Below are 17,723 nucleotides of genomic sequence, written 5' to 3'. Positions count from 1 at the left end.
GCGTGTATGCATGCTAGGCGTTACAACGAAACGAATCCGTAGGAGAGGCCGAGGCTCTTGAACACCGAAGCGAAGTCCCGCGGTGCTGAGCCGCGCGAAACGGCGAAGCTTCTCGGCTCCGTCAACAACCGGCTGCCGATCTCGCCGCAGATCTACGAACTGCTGCGGCGCGCCATCACCACGCTTGCGATATTGCCGTCGGAGGGTCTGAGCGAAAAGGACCTCGCCCAACAGCTTGGCGTCAGTCGCACGCCGGTCCGGGAAGCCTTGATCCGTCTCGCCGACGAGGGATTGATCGACATCCTGCCGCAACGCGGAAGCTTCGTCGCCCCGATCCGGCTCGAGGATGTGGAAGAAGCACAGTTCATCCGAGAAGCCCTCGAGGTCTCCGTCGTATCCCGCCTGGCGAAAAAACCTTCGCCCGGTTTCCTCGAAGCCGGACGGGCAAACCTGGCCCGTCAGAAACTGGCGGTGGCCGGCAAGGACCGGGAGCTGTTCCTGGAGCTCGACGAGGCGTTTCACCGCAATTTCTGCGAGGCGGCCGGATTGCCGAAGAGTTGGCGCGTCATCCAGGTGGTCAAGCTGCAGATGGATCGCGTGCGCTATCTCAGCCTGCCGGAGCAGGGCCACCTTGAAACACTTCTCGCGCAGCACACCGCCATTCTCGATGCCATCGAACAGGGCCTGTCCGACGAGGCCGGAGCGCATATGGCCACCCATCTGCAGGAAGTGCTGCGCACCGTCCGGCGGCTAAGTGTCGAACGGCCCGATCTTTTCAGGAGTTGACCGCAACCCGCATCGGTTTGAGCGGGCGGAGATAATTTCCAATTTCAGCGACGGATTTGGAATAAACTAACTCTACAGAGTTTGTAGAATAAGCAAAGTGCGCTGGCGATCTGGTTTTCCCGGACAGGACTCCGCCATGCCCGCCCCTTTGCGCCCGCTTTCAACCCTGTCAGGCCGCCGCCGAACTGCGGGAGGCCAGCCATGACCAAAGACGTTCCCGACCGCATCAAGGTTCTCTGGTTCCTGCCGACCCATGGCGACAGTCGCTATCTCGGCACGACGGAAGGCGGCAGGGCTGTCGACCTGCCCTATCTGACACAGGTGGCCAAGGCCGCCGACACGCTGGGCTATTACGGCGTTCTGCTGCCGACCGGCCGCGCCTGCGAGGATTCCTGGGTGATCGCCTCGGCGCTGGCGCCGCTGACCGAGCGGCTGCGCTTCCTCGTCGCCGTGCGGCCCGGCCTGCAGTCGCCGACGCTCGCCGCGCGCATGACCGCGACGCTCGACCGCATCTCCAATGGCCGCCTGCTGATCAATGTCGTCACCGGCGGCGATCCGCTGGAGAACAAGGGCGACGGCATTTTCCTCTCGCATGCCGAGCGCTACGAGGTGACCCAGGAATTCCTGCAAATCTACAAGCGCGTGCTGAGCGGCGAGACGGTCGAGCACCAGGGCAAGCATTTCCACATCGAGGACGGCAGGCTGCTGTTCCCGCCGGTGCAGACGCCCTATCCGCCGCTCTATTTCGGCGGCTCGTCCGATGTCGGATCGGTGGTGGCGGCGCAGGAGATCGACAAGTACCTGACCTGGGGCGAACCGCCAGCCGACGTCGAGCGCAAGCTGGATACCGTGCGTGAACTGGCCGAAAAGGCCGGCCGCAAACTCTCCTTCGGCATTCGCCTGCATGTCATTGCGCGCGAAACCACCGAGCAGGCCTGGGCGGCAGCGGACAGCCTGATCAGCCGGCTCGACGACGCGACGATCGCTTCGGCCCAGAAAGTCTTTGCCCGCATGGATTCGGTCGGCCAGGCGCGCATGAGCGCGCTGCATGGCGGCGGCCGTGACAAGCTCGAGATCGCGCCCAACCTCTGGGCCGGCGTCGGCCTGGTGCGCGGCGGTGCGGGCACGGCCCTCGTCGGCGACCCCGACACGGTCGCGGAGCGGATCGATGAGTACCGGCGCCTCGGCATCGACACCTTCATCCTGTCCGGCTACCCGCATCTGGAAGAAGCCTATCGTTTCGGCGAACTTGTGCTGCCGAAACTGCCGACCGATCATCCGGTCAAGGCCGCCGGCTCATCGGTCAACACCGGACCGTTCGGCGAGACCATCGCCGGCGACCACCGGCCGAAGTCGCTCGCCAGCGCCTCGTGAACGCGCTGCCTCCGGCCCGCCGTTTGCGCGTCGCCATCATCGGCGGCGGCTTTTCCGGTGCTGCCCTAGCCTGGCATCTGGCGCAGGCGCATCGGCCGGAGCGCCTGTCGGTCTCCGTGATCGAGCCGCGCCCGGCGCTCGGTGGCGGCCTTGCCTATTCCAGCGAAGAGCCATCGCACCGGGTCAATGTCCCGGCTGTCAGAATGAGCATGGCTCCTGACGACCCGCAGCATTTTGCGCGCTGGTTGGCTGACAGCGGCGAACTCGAACACGACAGGGATGCCATCTGGAAGAATGGCGACGCCTATCCGCGCCGCCGCGTGTTCGGCCGCTATGTCGCCGAACAGCTCGCGCCCCACCTCGATTCAGGCACGGTCCGCCATGTCGAAGGCCAGGCCACGCAGGTGATACGCGAAGCCAATGGCGCCGGCTGGACCGTGCAGACGTCCACCGGACCCGGCGCCGCCGACATTGTCGTCCTCGCGGCGACGCATCCAACGCCCGCAATCCCGGTAGCGCTTGCCTCCCTGGCCGAAGCGCCGGGTTTTGTCGCCGATCCCTACGCAGCGTCGGCACTTGCCGGTATCGGGCCGGAAGCATCGGTGCTGATCGTCGGCTCCGGGCTGACCTCGGCCGACATGGTGGCCGAGCTTGATCGCCGCGGCCATCGCGGCCACATCCTGGCGCTGTCGCGCCGCGGCCTACGCTCGCGCGGCCATCCCGATGTCAGGGGCGAACCGTTTGGCGATTTTGCATCGGCGCCGGCCAAATCGGCGCTTGGCCTGCTGAAGATCATCCGTGCCACGCTCGCGGCGGCGCGCGAGGCCAACGTCAACTGGCAGTCCGTCTTCGATCAGCTGCGCCTGCAGGGGCCGGCGCTGTGGGCCGCCCTTACCCCGCCCGAACGGGCAAAGCTGGTCCGCCAGCTGCGCGTGTTCTGGGATGTCCATCGCTTCAGGATCGCACCGCAGGTCGCGGCGGTGTTGGACCGTCGTCACGCCGCCGGAACGTTCGACACAATTGCCGCCAGGCTTGTCGCGTCAAATGATGAGGGCGAGAACCTCGCGGTCAGCTTTCAACGGCGCGGCCAGACGCGGATCGAGACAGCCCGCTTCGACGCCGTCATCAACACGACTGGGCCCGCTCACGGGCAGGCCCTTCAGCTCAATCCGGCGCTGCGCTCCCTGGCTGAAGTCGGGCTGATCAAGGTCGACGCCTACGGGCTCGGCATCGCGACCAGTCTTGATAGCCGTGCCATCGGCCGGGATGACAGAGCGGTCACCGCGCTTTTCGTTGCCGGGCCGCTGGCGCGGGGCACCTTTGGCGAACTCATGGGCCTGCCGGAGGTTGCTCGCCATGCCCAAATGGTCGCGGGAGAGATTGCAAGGCTGATCGACCGGCTCCCGTCCGCGGAGGCTTTCGGCGCCAATGCCGGGGACGTTGCAGCCGCGCGCTGACAAGCCGAACCCGGCATGGGCGGGCAAAATTGGTATTTCCGTCCCAAGAGGACGCCAAAAACAGAAAATCCTACTTTGTATATATAATCAGTAGACATAATAAATGTTGGCGAAATCCGGCCACGCCGGACCGATCAACGACACGGCCTGAATGGGAGACAGTTCATGGCACACGCAGGAACCGACGCGGTCAAGTTCGCCTACTGGGTGCCGAATGTTTCGGGCGGCCTGGTGATTTCCAACATCGAGCAACGCACCAACCATTCGGCCGAGTACAATCGCAAGCTGGCGCAGATCGCCGAGAAGGCCGGCTTCGACTATGCGCTGAGCCAGATCCGGTTCACCGCCGGCTACGGCGCCGACGAGCAGCATGAATCGGTGGCCTTCAGCCACGACCTGCTGGCGGCGACCACAACGCTGAAGGTGATCGCGGCGATCCTGCCCGGCCCGTGGAATCCGGCGCTGGCGGCCAAGCAGCTCGCCACCATCAGCTATCTGACCAATGGCCGCGTCGCCATCAACCTCGTCTCCGGCTGGTTCCGCGGCGAGTTCCACGCCATCGGCGAGCACTGGCTCGACCATGACGAGCGCTATCGCCGTTCGGAGGAATTCATCCGGGCGCTGCGCGGAATATGGACGGAAGATAGTTTCACCTTCCGCGGCGATTTCTACCGCTTCAATGAGTATTCGCTGAAGCCGAAACCGCCGCAGCTGCCCGAAATCTTCCAGGGCGGTTCCTCGCGCGCCGCACGCGACATGGCATCGCGCGTTTCGGACTGGTACTTCACCAACGGCAACACGCCGGCCGAGATCGCCAAGCAGGTCGACGACCTCAAGTCGAAGGCCAAGGCCAACAACCATTCGGTCAAGGTCGGCGTCAATGCCTTCGCCATCGTCCGCGAGACCGAGGACGAGGCCAAGGCGGTGCTTGCCGAGATCATCGGCAAGGCCAATCCCGAGGCCGTCAACGCTTTCGGCCACGAGGTCAAGAATGCCGGCAAGGCTTCGCCCGAAGGCGAGGGCAACTGGGCGAAATCCTCCTTCGAGGATCTGGTCCAAGTACAATGACGGCTTCCGCTCGAACCTGATCGGCACGCCGAGACAGGTCGCCGAGCGCATCGTCGACCTGAAGCGTGCCGGCGCCGATCTCATCCTGCTCGGCTTCCTGCATTTCCAGGAAGAGGTCGAATATTTCGGCAAGCACGTCATCCCGCTCGTTCGCGAGTTGGAAGACGCCGAACAGGCGGCGTCACTGGCAGCGGAATAGCCATTTTCAAAAAGGCAGGCCGGGCAGTCCGGCCTGCAACCGATGAAGGTTCCCAGGCGCTCGATCCATCGAGCGTCAACGAGGTTTTGCGCGCCTGCTGAAGCAATCGAGGACGATTGGAATGCCGTTGGCCAGTTATGCCCTTGGAATGATGGAGGCCTCGGTCTATGCGCCGGAAGTCTTTGGGCGTGGCTTGCCGTCGGCACGCCGCCCTGCGCAGTCATCCGAAGGCCACGCCGAGCTCACGGAGGCTGTCACGACCGCCGCCGCACCGCTGCTCTCGCTGCAAGGTATCGGCCTGTCGTTTGGCGGCGTCGTCGCACTGGCCGATATCGACTTGTCGGTGCACCCCGGCGAAATCCGCGCCATCATCGGCCCGAACGGTGCCGGCAAAAGTTCGCTGATCAATGTCATCAGCGGCGTCTACCAACCGGATCGCGGCCATGTCCTGCTCGATGGCGCCAGCTATGCCCAGGTGCCGACACAGCGGCTAGCGCATCTCGGCGTCGCCAGGACCTTTCAGAACCTTGCTTTGTTCAAGGGCCTCAGCGTCCTCGACAATGTCGCGTCCGGCCTCGCTTACAAGGTTCGCTCCAATTTTGCCGGCCAGGTGCTTGGCATCGGCCGCTCGCGTAGCGAGCAGCGCGACTCGCTGAGCCGCGCCGACCAGATTCTCGAATTCCTCGATCTCACCGCAGTCCGCGATCGTCTCGCCGGCACGCTGCCCTACGGGCTGCAGAAGCGGGTCGAACTGGCCCGCGCCCTGGTTGCTGAGCCGCGCTTGCTTTTGCTCGACGAACCGATGGCCGGCATGACTGCAAGCGAGAAGAGCGAGATGGCAAGTTTCGTCCGCGCCGCGCGCGACCGCTTCGCCACCACCGTCGTGCTGATCGAGCATGATGTCGGCGTCGTCATGGGCCTGTCCGACCGCATCGCCGTTCTCGACTATGGCCGCAAGATCGCCGACGCCACACCAGACGAAGTCAGGAACGACCAGCGCGTCATCGATGCCTATCTCGGCGTCGCCTCCGACAATGAGGACGGGGCAGGCATATGATCGCCGATTTCGACTACCAGTTCTTCATCGAAGTGCTCGTCGGCGGCCTGCTCTCCGGCGTCATGTATTCGCTGGTCGCGATCGGCTTCGTGCTGATCTACAAGACCTCGGGCGTGCTCAATTTCGCGCAAGGCGCGATGCTGCTGTTCGCCGCACTCACCTTCGTCAGCCTTGTCGAGCGCGGCATTCCGTTCGCGCTGGCGCTGGTGATCACCTTCGCCATCATGGTGGCGATGGGGCTTGCGATCGAGCGCACGGTGCTCAGGCCCCTGACCAACAAGCCGCCGATCACTTTGTTCATGGCGACGCTCGGCCTCTCCTACATCATCGAGGGCGCCGCCCAGCTGATCTGGGGCACGCAGGTCCACGGCCTCGACCTTGGCATCGAGGACGTGCCGCTCGAAGTCGGCGGCGTGCTGATCAGCCAGTTCGACATTTTCGCCGCGGTGGTGGCCGCCGGCATGGTTCTCCTTTTGTCGCTGTTCTTCCGCTACACCCGCATCGGCCTCTCCTTCCGCGCCGTCGCCGACGACCAGTTCGCAGCACTGGCGGTTGGCCTCAGGCTGCCGCTGATCTGGGGCACCGTCTGGGCCGCCGCCGGGCTGGTCGCGCTTGTCGCCGGGCTGCTCTGGGGCGCTCGCCTCGGCGTGCAGTTCTCGCTGTCGCTGGTGGTGCTCAAGGCGCTGCCGGTGCTGGTGCTCGGCGGCTTCGATTCCATCCTTGGCGCCATCGTCGGCGGGCTGTTGATCGGCGCCAGCGAGAAGCTCGCCGAGGTCTATATCGGCGACTATTTCGGCGGCGGCATCGAGAGCTGGTTCGCCTATGTCGTCGCGCTCGTCTTCCTCTTGATCCGTCCCTCCGGCCTGTTCGGCCAGAAGCTTGTGGAAAGGGTCTGAGCCATGGCCGCGATCACAAGCGATTTCTCCTCAGCGCCGGTCCTGCCGAAATGGATCGTGCCGGTGCTGCTGCTCGCCTTCGCCTATGGCGTCGTGCCGCTGATCGGCTCGAGCTATCTGTTCGAGGCCATCCTGCTGCCGTTCCTGGCGCTCAGCCTCGCCGGCGTGGGCTTGAACATCCTCACCGGCTATGCCGGCCAGGTTTCACTTGGGAGTGCGGCCTTCATGGCGGCAGGCGCCTTCGCCGCCTACAATTTCAACCTGCGCGTCGAGGGCCTGCCGCTGGTCGGCAGCATCTTTCTGGCCGGCATCGTCGCCGCCGCGATTGGCATCGTCTTCGGCCTGCCCAGCCTGCGGCTGAAGGGTTTTTATCTCGCCGTTTCGACGCTCGCCGCGCAGTTCTTCGTGCAATGGGCATTGACCAAGTTCAGCTGGTTCTCCAACGACTCGGCGTCCGGTGTCATCGACGCGCCGAAGCTGTCGATTTCAGGCTTCGCTCTCGACGGCGCCGTCGGGCGTTATCTGTTCGCGCTCACCATCGTCAGCATCCTCACCTTCCTCGCCTATCGGCTGGTGTCGTCGCAGACCGGGCGCAACTTCATCGCCATCCGCGACAATGAAACGGCGGCCCGCATCATCGGCATCCCGGTGCTGAAAACCAAGCTTCTGGCCTTCGCCATCTCGTCCTTCATTATCGGCATCGCCGGTGTCATCTGGGCCTTCGCGTATCTGCGAACCGTCGAGCCGGACGGCTTCGATCTCGATCGCTCGTTCCAGATCCTGTTCATCATCATCATCGGCGGCCTCGCCTCGATCCGCGGCGCATTCTTCGGCGCCGCCTTGATCGTTGTGTTTCCGCTCGCCCTGTCTCGTCTCGGCGGCTTCCTGCTCGGCGATGTCTTCGACTCGGGCGTGCTCGACATGAGCCAGCGTATCGTGCTCGGCGCCCTCATCATCCTGTTTCTGATCCTTGAACCGGACGGGCTGGTGGCCCTGTGGGACAGGGTCCGAAGACGGCTCCTGTTCGCCTGGCAGTCGACCTGAGCCCCGCATTCGCATTTGAAAATGAACCAGAGGCCGAACCAAGACGGCCCATACCGGGAGTACCCTGACGATGACCTTCCTCAGCACCATCAAGGCCGCGGCACTGTCCGCGGCGATGATCGTGTCGGTGGCCTTGCCCGCCGCCCACGCCGACGAACAATATTTCCCACTGCAGAGCTATCGCGTCGGCCCCTATGCGGCCGGCGGCACCGGCTTCTTCGGCGGCTTCATCGATTATCTCAACCTCATCAACATCCGCGATGGTGGCGTCAACGGCGTCAAGCTGACCTGGGACGAGTGCGAGACCCAGTACGAGGTCGAGCGCGGCGTCGAATGCTATGAGCGGCAGAAGAGCCATGCCGGCGCTGCCGCCTGGAACCCGCTCTCGGTCGGCATCGCCTATGCCATGATCGACCGCATCACCGCCGACAAGGTGCCGCTGATCACCGTCAACCACGGCCGCACCGACTCCACCGACGGCCGCGTCTTCCCTTATGTCTTCCCGCTGCTGCTCAACCCCTACAGCGAGACGTCGGGCATCGTGAACTACATCGCCGCCAAGGAAGGCGGCATCGACAAGCTCAAGGGCAAGAAGATCGTCGTGCTTTATCACGGCTCGCCCTACGGCAAGGAGACCATCCCGATCTATGAATTGCTGGCGCAGAAATACGGCTTCACCGTGCAGCAGATCGAAGTGCCGCATCCCGGCAACGAGCAGCAGTCGCAGTGGCTGACCATCCGCCGCGCCAAGCCCGACTTCGTCGTCCTGCGCGGCTGGGGCGTGATGAATCCGGTGGCGCTGAAGACGGCGGTCAAGGTTGGCTATCCCGTCGACCACATCGTTGGCAATGTCTGGTCGAATTCCGAAGAGGATGTCATCCCGGCCGGCGACGCCGCCAAGGGTTACACCGCCATCACCACCCAGGCCTCCGGCAACACCTATCCGGTGGTGCAGGAGATCGTGAAGACGGTTTACGGCGCCGACAAGGGCAATCTGGAAGACAAGTCACGCATCGGCTCCGTCTACCACAATCTCGGCATCGTCAACGGCATCCTCAATGTCGAGGCGATCCGCGTCGCGCAGGAGAAGTTTGGCCACCGCACGCTGACCGGCGACGAAGTCCGCTGGGGCTTCGAACACCTCAAGCTCGATCCGGCCAAGGTCGAGGCGCTCGGCGCCAAGGACCTGTTCCATTCGATCAACGTCAGCTGGGACAATCACGAGGGCGAAGGCTACGTGACCTTCCAGCAGTGGGACGGCAAGAAGTGGAACGTCGTCTCCGACTGGATCGCGCCGGACTGGGCGCTGCTGCGGCCGATCATCGAAAAGTCGGCCGAGGCCTATGCCGCCGAGAAGGGCATCAAGCTGCGCACCGCCGACGATGCCAACGCCGTGACCACCAACTGATCAGCCAATACCGGGCGCCACGGAGAGCTTTCCGTGGCGCCCGGCCTCCAGGGTTTCTCGAACCGCGGAAGAAGAGCCCATGCCGGACAATGACGTCATCCTAGCGGTGGACACGATCCATGCCACCTACAACCACGCCATCACGGCGCTGCATGGCGTCTCCTTCGAGATCAGGCGCGGCGAGATCCTGGCGCTGCTCGGCGCCAATGGCGCCGGCAAGACCACCACGCTGAAGGCCGTCTCCAATCTGCTGCCGGCCGAGCGCGGCCAGGTCAACGCTGGCACCATCCGCTATGATGGCTCGGATGTCTCGCGCCGCAAGCCCGGTGACCTCGTGCGCGCCGGCCTGGTGCCGGTGCTGGAAGGCCGCCACTGCTTCAAGAGCCTCACCGTCGAGGAAAACCTGATCGCCGGCGGCATCGGCCGCAGCGGCCGCCGGGCCGAGATCAATGCGGATCTCGAACGTATCTACGGCTATTTCCCCCGACTCAGGGAAAAGCGCCGGACATTGTCCGGCCTGACCTCCGGCGGCGAACAGCAGATGACCGCGATCGGCCGGGCGCTGATGTCTCGCCCGCGCTTGCTGGTCCTCGACGAACCGTCGATGGGGCTGGCCCCGCTCATCGTCCAGGACATTTTCCAGACGCTGAGAAAACTGAACCGCGAGACCGGCCTGTCGATTCTGGTCGCCGAACAGAATTCGGCGGTCGCTCTGCGCTATGCCGACCACGCCACGGTGCTCGAAAACGGCGTCTCCGTTCTCTCCGGCGCGGCTGCCGATCTTCGCCAGCGCGAGGACGTGCGCGCCTTCTATCTCGGGCAGCAGCCATCGCCGGCTGCAAAGCCAGCCCATCTCCATGCCGTTGCCTGAAACGAAATTCGAAGGAGCAGTGAAATGACCGTCTCGACCGTCAAGACAGACCACGCTTCCGCCGCCGTGCCGCCAGTCGCAAGGCCGTCGGCGCCGGCACACATCATCAAGGACGACGCCGAGGCGATCGCGGTCGCCCACGCGCTCGCCTCTGAATTCGTCAAGGACTCCTCCAAACGCGACCGCGAGCGGATCTGGCCGGTCGCCGAGCTCGACGCCTTCTCGCAAAGCGGCCTGTGGTCGATCAATGTGCCCAAGGCATTCGGCGGGCCGGAAGTGTCCTACGTCACGCTGGCCAAGGTGGTCGAGATCATCTCGGCGGCGGATTCCTCCATCGGCCAGATCGCGCAGAACCATCTCGGCGTCATCGCCGCGATCCGCACCGTTTCCGACGCGGATCAGCAGAAATTGCTGTTTGCCGAAGCACTGAAGGGCACGCGGTTCGGCAATGCCTTTTCCGAGTTCGGCTCCAAGCGCGCCGCCGATTTCGAGACCCGCTTCACCGATGCCGGCGACCATGTCATCGTCAACGGCCGCAAATTCTATTCCTCCGGCGCGCTGCTCGCCCATCTGGTGCCGATCGTGGCGCTCGATGACGAGGGCCGCGCCTGGTATGCGATCGCCGACCGTGGTGCGCCTGGCCTGACCGTCATCGACGACTGGTCGAGCTTCGGCCAGCGTACGACGCTGTCGGGCACCGTCATCATCGACAACGTCAAGGTGCCGAAGACGCATCTGGTGCCCGGCTACAAGGGCTATGACAAACCGACCGCCGACGGCGCCATCTTCCAGATCATCCAGGTGGCCGTCGACACCGGCATCGCCCAGGCGGCAATCGACGAGACGGTGAGCTTCGTTAGGACCAGGAGCCGCGCCTGGATCGACAGTGGCGTGGACAATGCCTGGGACGATCCCTACACCATCCAGGCGGTCGGCGACCTGACGCTGCGCCTGCACGCCGCGCAGGCACTGCTGGAAAAGGCCGGCCTGGCAATCGACAAGGCCGTGGCCGAGCCGACCGCCGAGACGGTGGCGCATGCGCAGATCGTCACCGCAGAGGCGAAAATCCTGTCGACCGAGATCGCCATCGCCGCGACGAACAAGCTGTTCGAACTGGCCGGCACGCGTTCGACGCTGGCCGAGCACAATCTCGACAGGCATTGGCGCAATGCCCGCACGCACACGCTGCACGATCCGGTGCGCTGGAAGTATTCGATCCTCGGCAAGTATTTCCTCAACGGCGAGAACCCGCCGCTGCACGCCTGGAGCTGATTTTCCACTGGCGAGCGGAGGTTCGCCCCAATAAAACTTCGACATCCAAGAGGCCCACTGCCATGTCAAACCCCACAGTCGTCGGCTTTTCCGGCAACATCACCCGGCCGTCAAAGACGCGCGCCTTCGTCGAACTCGTCACCAGGGACATCGCCGCGCGCCACGGCCTGTCGGCTGTTACCTATGACATCGAGGATGTCGGCCCATCGCTGGGCGCGGCAAGGTGGGCGCGCGACCTCGATAGCCAGGCTCAACCGATTCTGGCCCAGATCCTCGCGGCTGACGTGCTGGTGGTTGGCTCGCCGACCTACAAGGGCAGCTATACCGGCCTGTTCAAGCATTTCTTCGACCTGATCGATCCGGCAGCGTTGCGGGGCAAGCCCATCGTGCTGACCGCGACTGGTGGCGGCGAGCGCCACGCTTTGATCGTCGAGCATCAGCTTCGGCCGCTGTTCGGCTTCTTCGAGGCTTTTGCCCTGCCGACCGCCGTCTATGCCACCGACAAGGATTTCACCGACGGCGTGCTGCGCTCCGAAGCGATCCTCAAGCGCGCGGCGCAGGCGGTGGACGAGGTCGGCTTCGTGCTGGCCAACCGCTCCTCAGGCAGGGTCGCCGCCGAATAGCAGCCGATCGAAATCCGCACGGGCGGCACCCTCGCTTACGTGCAATTTACGACCGCCCGCTACAAAGTTCCTGTCTGATTCGTCCGGGACAGGAACACCATGAGCAAAGCCCTCACGACCTTCGCACTCGTCGCCGTGCTGACCGCCTTGCTCATGGCGCTGAGCCTTGCGGTGGCCCGGCACGGCTACCCCTATGGCGCGATCGGCGTCAGGCGCCTCGACGGCATTGCCGATGCCGGAACCTTCATTCCGCTGGCCGCCGTCTTTTTCTTCAGCGCGCTGTTGATGATGATCCTGCCGATCCGCGCGGCCAGCATCGTCCTCACCCATGCCGCCGATGCGATCTTCTGGACGGTGATCGTGCTGTTTGCCACCATTGTTGGCGGCCTTCTCGCGCGATGGGCCTTCGGTCAGGGCAGCGCTTTGCTCGCGTTGCTGAACTGGCGGTTCCTGTTTGCCGTGGCCGTCGTCGGCTGCCACTTTGTCATGAACGAACTGCGCCGCAACGTGCTGTTGCGCAGCCTGTTCTTCGTGATCTTCGCCGCCGCGACGCTCGCCTGCCTGTTCTGGTCGTTCACGCTCTGAGCTTGCTGGCTATTTTCCGGCCGCGATGTGGCCGGCAGCCTGCTCCATCCATGTCCAGAGATAGGCAGCAAGACCGCGGTCGACATGGATGCGCAGTCTGTCTTCGTGACGATAGACGATGGCGCTGATACCGGCGAAGGCAAGCGCTGCACTGGGGCTCGGCTGTCTGGGATCAAGCGTTGTTCCACGTGCGATAAAAGCATCGAGCGCGGGACCTTCGACCTCGAACACCTGCAGCCCGGCGCTGATCTCCGTCACCGCAAAACCTTGGGTGAACCATCCCGTCGCCATGCCGATGGGCGTGGTGGACACGGCAAGCAATCGGTCGCGTGCCAGACTGACCGAATAGCGTATGCCCTCGGCTAGGCCGAATGCCCCGACGGCCGTTCCATCGAAGCCGGAAGCCTCGGCCCATGCGGCCAGATCGCCGCTGACCAGACGTTGGTGCAGCCCGGCGACAGAGCCTATCTTTAGCCCCGGCACTTCGATCGCGGCGTTCTGCCAGTCCGGTGCAACCGACCATTTTTCCGCGAGATCACGCATGCAGCCGGTCTCCTGCCGGGTCGAGGGCGCAAGGCGCGGCAATTGTTGCCGTGCGGACCTTGCCGAGGTGCTGGATTTCGATCGTCTCGCCGTGGCGGGTCGCGCCACGCTCGATCAGGCCGAGTGCGATCGGCCGGCCAAGCGTCGGGCTCTGGTAGCTCGACGTGACAAAGCCCTGGCTGTGTAGACTGCCGTCGCTCCGCTTGATGCCGTGTGCGCCAGTCGGCAGCGGCGCTTCGCCTTGCGGCACCGTCAGTCCGACAAGCTGCAGGCGGTTGCCACGCGAGGCCTCGTCGGTGAACAGCGAGCGGCGGCCGACATACTCGGTCTGGCGTTTGGCGCGGGGTCCGTCGCTGCCGAGATCATGCGGCAGCGTGGTACCGTCCGTGTCCTTGCCGATGACGATAAAACCTTTCTCGGCACGCAGGATCATCAGCGCTTCGAGGCCGATGAGAACGGCATCGAACGCCTGGCCGGCCTGACGCAGATGTGCCCACAAGGGCTCGGCGCGATCGGCCCGGATCGAGATTTCATAGCTCCTGTCGCCGGTGAAGCTGACGCGGGCGATGCGGACCTCGTCACCGCCATAGCTGCCATGGCCGATCGCCATATGCGGCAGGTCGGCATCGTCGAGCGAGAGGCCGAGGTCGAGTGTTTCGAGCAGTTTTCGGGCATTCGGGCCGGAGACGGTCAGCGTCGCCATTTCCGCTGTGGCGTTGTGGATATAGACGGCCTCGCGGCCAAAACGGTCCTGGCGCCATTCCTCCAGCCGCGCGTGCACGGCGGCGACATGAGAGGACGAGCACGACACGACGAAGCGATGCTCGTCCAGCCGCACCAGCACGCCGTCATCGAAGACCACGCCGTTCTCCGACAGCATGAAGCCATAGCGGCAGCGGCCCGGCTTCAGCGTCGACATGGTGTTGTAGTAGAGGAAATCGACGAATTCGGCGGCCTTCGGGCCGATCACCTCGATCTTGCCCAGCGTCGAACCGTCGAACAGCGCCACCGACTGGCGGGCGCGCAACGCCTCTTCCTGGATGGCGCGATCCGCATCGGCATCGCGACCGCCATAGTGAGCCGGACGCAGCCAGCCGCCATATTCCTGGAACACGGCGCCGCTGGCGCGATGCACGTTTTCCAGTGGCAGCCGCCGCACCGGCGCCATCAACTCACCGGCGCGCGCGCCGGCAAAGCTCGCCAGCGGTACCGGCGTGAAGGGCGGACGGTAAGTCGTGGTGCCGACCTCCGGCACCGTGCGGCCGGTAATCCCGGCCATCAGCGCCAGGCCGGGCAGGTTGGAGGTCTTGCCCTGGTCGGTCGCCATGCCGAGCGTGGTGTAGCGCTTCAGGTGTTCGACCGAGACGAAGTTTTCCCGTGCCGCGAGCTCGACATCCTTCACCGTCACATCGTTCTGGTAGTCGATCCAGATGCGTCCCTTCGAGCCTGGCATCGGCCACGCCGCTATTATGCCACCCGTTGCCTCCGGCCCCGTGCTGCGAGGCACGGCTGCCTTCGTCTCGCCGAGCGACGCAACAGCTTGCTGCGCGCCCGAAAACACCTCCGACAAGGAGATCGCGCCTGCGGCGGCGCCAGCCACGGAAATGCCGTCGACCGGATCGCCCGGCAGGAAGGCGGCGCGTGCCTCGCTCCAGGCTAACTTGCCCTTGGCCTGGCCGAACAGATGGATGGTCGGCGTCCAGCCGCCGGAAACCAGCACACAGTCCGCATCGAGCCTGGTGCCGTCATCCAGCGTCACGCCCTCGACGCGCGGCTTGCCAATCGCGGAGGCGATGGCGCGTCCTTTGATGAGCCGCACATTGACCGGCGTGGCAGGCATTTCGTTCTGCCTGATGTCGACAAGCGTGACTTCGGCGCCGGCTTCGGCGACCGCCTCCGCCACTTCATAGGCGCTGTCATTGTTGGTGGCGACGACGACGCGGCGGCCGACCAGCACCGCATGGCGCCTGAGATAGAGGAGCGCCGCATCCGCCGACAGGATGCCCGGCAGGTCGTTGTTGGCGAAGGGCAGCGGCCGCTCGATGGCGCCGGTCGCCAGCACGATCTGGCGTGGCCTGACGCGCCACAGCGTGTCGCGCCGGCCGTCGAAATGACGCTGGTTCAGCCCGACCAGATTGTGGTCGTAGATGCCAAAGGCGGTGGTCGAAGGCAGGATCAGGTGACCGCCGGCGGCAAGCGCCGCAACCGTTTCGTCGATCCAGACGGCCGCCGGCTTGCCGTCGATCTCACCCGCGCGGTGGCCGAGCGATCCGCCCGGCTTCTGCTGGTCGTCGACCAGCGTGACGGACAGACCTACGCCGGCAGCCAACCTTGCCTCAGCCAGTCCAGCCGGCCCGGCTCCAATCACAAGCACATCGCAATGATGATTGATCTGGTCCGCAGTACCCGGCGAGGTCCAGTCGGCATCGACCTTCCCCAGCCCGGCCATGGCGCGGATGCGTGGCTCGAACATATGCCAGTCCGGCCACATGAAGGTCTTGTAGTAGAACGCCGCCGGAATGAAGCGCGAGAAGCGGTCGAGGAAGGCGTTGCGGTCGGCCAGCGCGCTGGGCGTCGCGTTGACGCTTTTCACCACCAGCCCGTCGCGCGCCGGCTCGGTCGTCGCCCGTGTGTTCGGCGTCGCCTGCGGGCCGCCGACATCGACCAGTGCGTTCGGTTCCTCGACGCCGGCACCCCAGATGCCGCGCGGCCGGTGATATTTGAAGCTGCGGCCGACGATCGCGACATCGCCAGCCAGCAGCGCCGAGGCGATGGTGTCGCCGGCAAAGCCGTCCACGGTTGTGCCATCGAAGCTGAAGCGGATCGGGCGCGAGCGGTCGATGGCGCTGCCGCCGGTGGTAAGACGCGAGGCGGTCACGCCGCGTGCTCCCCGCCAAGCGCTGTCGCGGACAGCACCTTATGCGTAACGGTGTCGCGCTCCATGACGAAGAACTCGCCGCAGTTCATGTGCACCCAGATCTCGCGCGCCGCGCCCTTCGGGTTGCCGCGCAGGTAGAGATATCCGGCCCACCGCTCGATCGGCACATCAGGGCCGTCCGGCCTGGCATTGCCGGCATCGCCGCCATAGTGGAATTCGGTCTCGTCGCGCGGGCCGCAGAACGGGCAAGGAAAAAGCTGCATGATTGCCTCTGGTCTTTGTCTTTATGCATGTCGTTGCCCCAAAACCGCTGCACACTTTTGGGCGACATGCATTAGTGCGCGATGCCGGAACCGGCCGCTTCGTCGATCAGCCGCCCGCTGGCGAAACGGTCGAGATCGAAGGGACGGCTGATGTCGTTGTGCTCGCCGGTCGCCAGCAGGTTTGCCAGCAGCGTGCCGCCGGCGGGAATGGCCTTGAAGCCGCCGGTGCCCCAGCCGCAGTTGAGGAACAAATTGGGCAGCGGCGATTCGCCGATGATCGGTGAAGAATCCGGCACGACATCGACAATGCCGGCCCATTGCCGCATCAGCTTCAGCTGGCCGAATATCGGGAACATCTCCAGCAGCCCTGCAATCACCGTCTCCAGCGTCGGTAGATTGCCGCGCTGCGCGTATGAAGGAATACGGTCGAGCCCGCCGCCGATGACGATCTCGCCCTTGTCCGACTGGCTGACATAGACGCCGCAGCCAGGCGACAGCACCACTGTGTCGAGGATCGGCTTGACCGGTTCGGAAACGCAGGCCTGCAGCGCATAGGAATTGATCGGCAGCCGGAAACCGGCCTTGGCCGCCAGCACCGAGGAATGTCCGGCCACCGTCATGCCGATGCGCTCGGCGCGGATCGCGCCGCGCGTCGTCTGGACGCCGCGGCAGCGGCCGCCCTCGATGACGAAATCGGTGATTTCGCAGTTCTGGATGATGTCGACGCCGAGCCGGCTCGCCGCCCGCGCATAGCCCCAGGCAACCGCGTCGTGGCGTGCAGTGCCGGCCCGGCCTTGCCAGATGCCGCCGAACACCGGAAAGCGTGCATCCGGTGAGAAATTGTAGATCGGCGCCACGCGCCGCATATCCTCTGATGAAAACAGCTCGGCATCGATGCCGTTGATCTGCATGGCGTTGACAGTGCGCGCGCCGATCTCCATTTCGGCGGTCGAGTGACAGAGATTGACCATGCCGCGCTGCGACAGCATGACGTTGTAGTTCAGGTCTTTGGACAGGCCTTCATAGAGCCGATGCGCCAGCCCGTAGAGTTCGACGCTTTCGGGATAATAGTAATTGGAGCGTACCACCGTGGTGTTGCGGCCGGTGTTGCCGCCGCCGATCCAGCCCTTTTCCAGCACTGCCACTCTGGCAATGCCGTGGTTCTTCGCCAGGTAATAGGCCGTCGCCAGCCCATGGCCGCCGCCGCCGATGACGATCGCGTCGTAGGCGGGTTTCGGCTCGGGCGAGCGCCAGGCCGGCTTCCAGCCGGTCTGGCCGGCCAAGCCCTCCTTGAACAGCGACAGAGCGGAATAGCGTCGGGTCATAGCGTGCCGGACAGGCCTGATTTTAGGAAAAGAGCGTGGACCATCGCATGGTCTTCCGCAGGGATGGCAGCGGT

General features: G+C 64.7%; 15 protein-coding genes and 1 pseudogene. 12 read left to right on the top strand and 4 right to left on the bottom strand.

Going from position 1 to position 17,723, the window contains the following annotated elements; all coding sequences use genetic code 11:
- Positions 1-57 precede the first annotated feature (57 nt).
- The 12 genes and pseudogenes from DBIPINDM_RS13880 (at position 58) to DBIPINDM_RS13825 (ending at position 12,640) form a co-directional block, all read left to right on the top strand.
- Complete coding sequence (locus DBIPINDM_RS13880) at positions 58-786, top strand: GntR family transcriptional regulator (protein ID WP_258587789.1); 729 nt, start codon at positions 58-60, stop codon at positions 784-786.
- A gap of 201 nt (positions 787-987) precedes the next feature.
- A complete protein-coding gene (ssuD, locus tag DBIPINDM_RS13875; protein ID WP_258587788.1) occupies positions 988-2,160 on the top strand; it encodes an FMNH2-dependent alkanesulfonate monooxygenase in 1,173 nt (390 codons plus the stop codon).
- A complete protein-coding gene (locus DBIPINDM_RS13870) occupies positions 2,157-3,617 on the top strand; it encodes an FAD/NAD(P)-binding protein (protein ID WP_258587787.1) in 1,461 nt (486 codons plus the stop codon). The genes ssuD and DBIPINDM_RS13870 overlap by 4 nt, the downstream gene beginning before the upstream one ends.
- A gap of 165 nt (positions 3,618-3,782) precedes the next feature.
- A pseudogene (sfnG, locus tag DBIPINDM_RS13865) lies at positions 3,783-4,884 on the top strand (dimethylsulfone monooxygenase SfnG).
- A gap of 121 nt (positions 4,885-5,005) precedes the next feature.
- Entirely contained in the window at positions 5,006-5,941 is a 936-nt protein-coding gene (locus tag DBIPINDM_RS13860) for an ABC transporter ATP-binding protein (protein WP_258587786.1), read from the top strand.
- Positions 5,938-6,837 (top strand): branched-chain amino acid ABC transporter permease, encoded by a 900-nt coding sequence (locus tag DBIPINDM_RS13855; protein ID WP_258587785.1) that lies wholly within the window; start codon positions 5,938-5,940, stop codon positions 6,835-6,837. The genes DBIPINDM_RS13860 and DBIPINDM_RS13855 overlap by 4 nt, the downstream gene beginning before the upstream one ends.
- 3 nt (positions 6,838-6,840) lie before the next feature.
- Entirely contained in the window at positions 6,841-7,881 is a 1,041-nt protein-coding gene (locus DBIPINDM_RS13850; protein WP_258587784.1) for a branched-chain amino acid ABC transporter permease, read from the top strand.
- A 70-nt stretch (positions 7,882-7,951) separates the two neighbouring features.
- On the top strand, positions 7,952-9,289 hold the full coding sequence (locus DBIPINDM_RS13845; protein ID WP_258587783.1) for an ABC transporter substrate-binding protein: 1,338 nt from the start codon (positions 7,952-7,954) through the stop codon (positions 9,287-9,289).
- 79 nt (positions 9,290-9,368) lie between these two features.
- A complete protein-coding gene (locus tag DBIPINDM_RS13840) occupies positions 9,369-10,160 on the top strand; it encodes an ABC transporter ATP-binding protein (protein WP_258587782.1) in 792 nt (263 codons plus the stop codon).
- Positions 10,161-10,184: 24 nt separating this feature from the next.
- Positions 10,185-11,432, top strand: a complete 1,248-nt coding sequence (locus DBIPINDM_RS13835; protein WP_258587781.1) for an SfnB family sulfur acquisition oxidoreductase — start codon at positions 10,185-10,187, stop codon at positions 11,430-11,432.
- Positions 11,433-11,494: 62 nt separating this feature from the next.
- Complete coding sequence (gene msuE, locus DBIPINDM_RS13830; RefSeq protein WP_258587780.1) at positions 11,495-12,055, top strand: FMN reductase; 561 nt, start codon at positions 11,495-11,497, stop codon at positions 12,053-12,055.
- Positions 12,056-12,154: 99 nt separating this feature from the next.
- A complete protein-coding gene (locus tag DBIPINDM_RS13825) occupies positions 12,155-12,640 on the top strand; it encodes a hypothetical protein (RefSeq protein ID WP_027040507.1) in 486 nt (161 codons plus the stop codon).
- A 9-nt stretch (positions 12,641-12,649) separates the two neighbouring features.
- Here the strand turns inward: DBIPINDM_RS13825 and DBIPINDM_RS13820 are convergent, their stop codons facing one another.
- The 4 genes from DBIPINDM_RS13820 to DBIPINDM_RS13805 all read right to left on the bottom strand — a co-directional run bounded on the left by DBIPINDM_RS13820 (position 12,650) and on the right by DBIPINDM_RS13805 (position 17,649).
- On the bottom strand, positions 12,650-13,183 hold the full coding sequence (locus DBIPINDM_RS13820) for a hypothetical protein (RefSeq protein WP_258587779.1): 534 nt from the start codon (positions 13,181-13,183) through the stop codon (positions 12,650-12,652).
- Positions 13,176-16,061, bottom strand: coding sequence for a sarcosine oxidase subunit alpha family protein (locus DBIPINDM_RS13815; RefSeq protein WP_258587778.1), 2,886 nt, complete (start codon positions 16,059-16,061; stop codon positions 13,176-13,178). The genes DBIPINDM_RS13820 and DBIPINDM_RS13815 overlap by 8 nt, the downstream gene beginning before the upstream one ends.
- Positions 16,058-16,324: a sarcosine oxidase subunit delta gene (locus DBIPINDM_RS13810; RefSeq protein WP_258587777.1), complete on the bottom strand. Its 267-nt coding sequence runs from the start codon at positions 16,322-16,324 to the stop codon at positions 16,058-16,060. Before DBIPINDM_RS13810 ends, DBIPINDM_RS13815 begins: the two co-directional genes overlap by 4 nt.
- 71 nt (positions 16,325-16,395) lie before the next feature.
- Positions 16,396-17,649: a sarcosine oxidase subunit beta gene (locus DBIPINDM_RS13805; protein WP_258587776.1), complete on the bottom strand. Its 1,254-nt coding sequence runs from the start codon at positions 17,647-17,649 to the stop codon at positions 16,396-16,398.
- Positions 17,650-17,723 lie beyond the last annotated feature (74 nt).

Source organism: Mesorhizobium sp. AR02 (assembly GCF_024746835.1).
Taxonomy (GTDB): domain Bacteria; phylum Pseudomonadota; class Alphaproteobacteria; order Rhizobiales; family Rhizobiaceae; genus Mesorhizobium.
The sequence above is the reverse complement of the archived record's forward strand: the minus strand, read 5'-3'. Positions and strand labels throughout refer to the sequence as shown.

Bases quoted from the DNA above. Each gene is read 5' to 3' on its own strand.
- ssuD (WP_258587788.1), top strand. From the start codon at position 988: ATGACCAAAGACGTTCCCGACCGCATCAAGGTTCTCTGGTTCCTGCCG.
- DBIPINDM_RS13860 (WP_258587786.1), top strand. From the start codon at position 5,006: ATGCCGTTGGCCAGTTATGCCCTTGGAATGATGGAGGCCTCGGTCTAT.
- DBIPINDM_RS13855 (WP_258587785.1), top strand. From the start codon at position 5,938: ATGATCGCCGATTTCGACTACCAGTTCTTCATCGAAGTGCTCGTCGGC.
- DBIPINDM_RS13850 (WP_258587784.1), top strand. From the start codon at position 6,841: ATGGCCGCGATCACAAGCGATTTCTCCTCAGCGCCGGTCCTGCCGAAA.
- DBIPINDM_RS13845 (WP_258587783.1), top strand. From the start codon at position 7,952: ATGACCTTCCTCAGCACCATCAAGGCCGCGGCACTGTCCGCGGCGATG.
- DBIPINDM_RS13840 (WP_258587782.1), top strand. From the start codon at position 9,369: ATGCCGGACAATGACGTCATCCTAGCGGTGGACACGATCCATGCCACC.
- DBIPINDM_RS13835 (WP_258587781.1), top strand. From the start codon at position 10,185: ATGACCGTCTCGACCGTCAAGACAGACCACGCTTCCGCCGCCGTGCCG.
- msuE (WP_258587780.1), top strand. From the start codon at position 11,495: ATGTCAAACCCCACAGTCGTCGGCTTTTCCGGCAACATCACCCGGCCG.
- DBIPINDM_RS13825 (WP_027040507.1), top strand. From the start codon at position 12,155: ATGAGCAAAGCCCTCACGACCTTCGCACTCGTCGCCGTGCTGACCGCC.
- DBIPINDM_RS13820 (WP_258587779.1), bottom strand. From the start codon at position 13,183: ATGCGTGATCTCGCGGAAAAATGGTCGGTTGCACCGGACTGGCAGAAC.
- DBIPINDM_RS13810 (WP_258587777.1), bottom strand. From the start codon at position 16,324: ATGCAGCTTTTTCCTTGCCCGTTCTGCGGCCCGCGCGACGAGACCGAA.
- DBIPINDM_RS13805 (WP_258587776.1), bottom strand. From the start codon at position 17,649: ATGACCCGACGCTATTCCGCTCTGTCGCTGTTCAAGGAGGGCTTGGCC.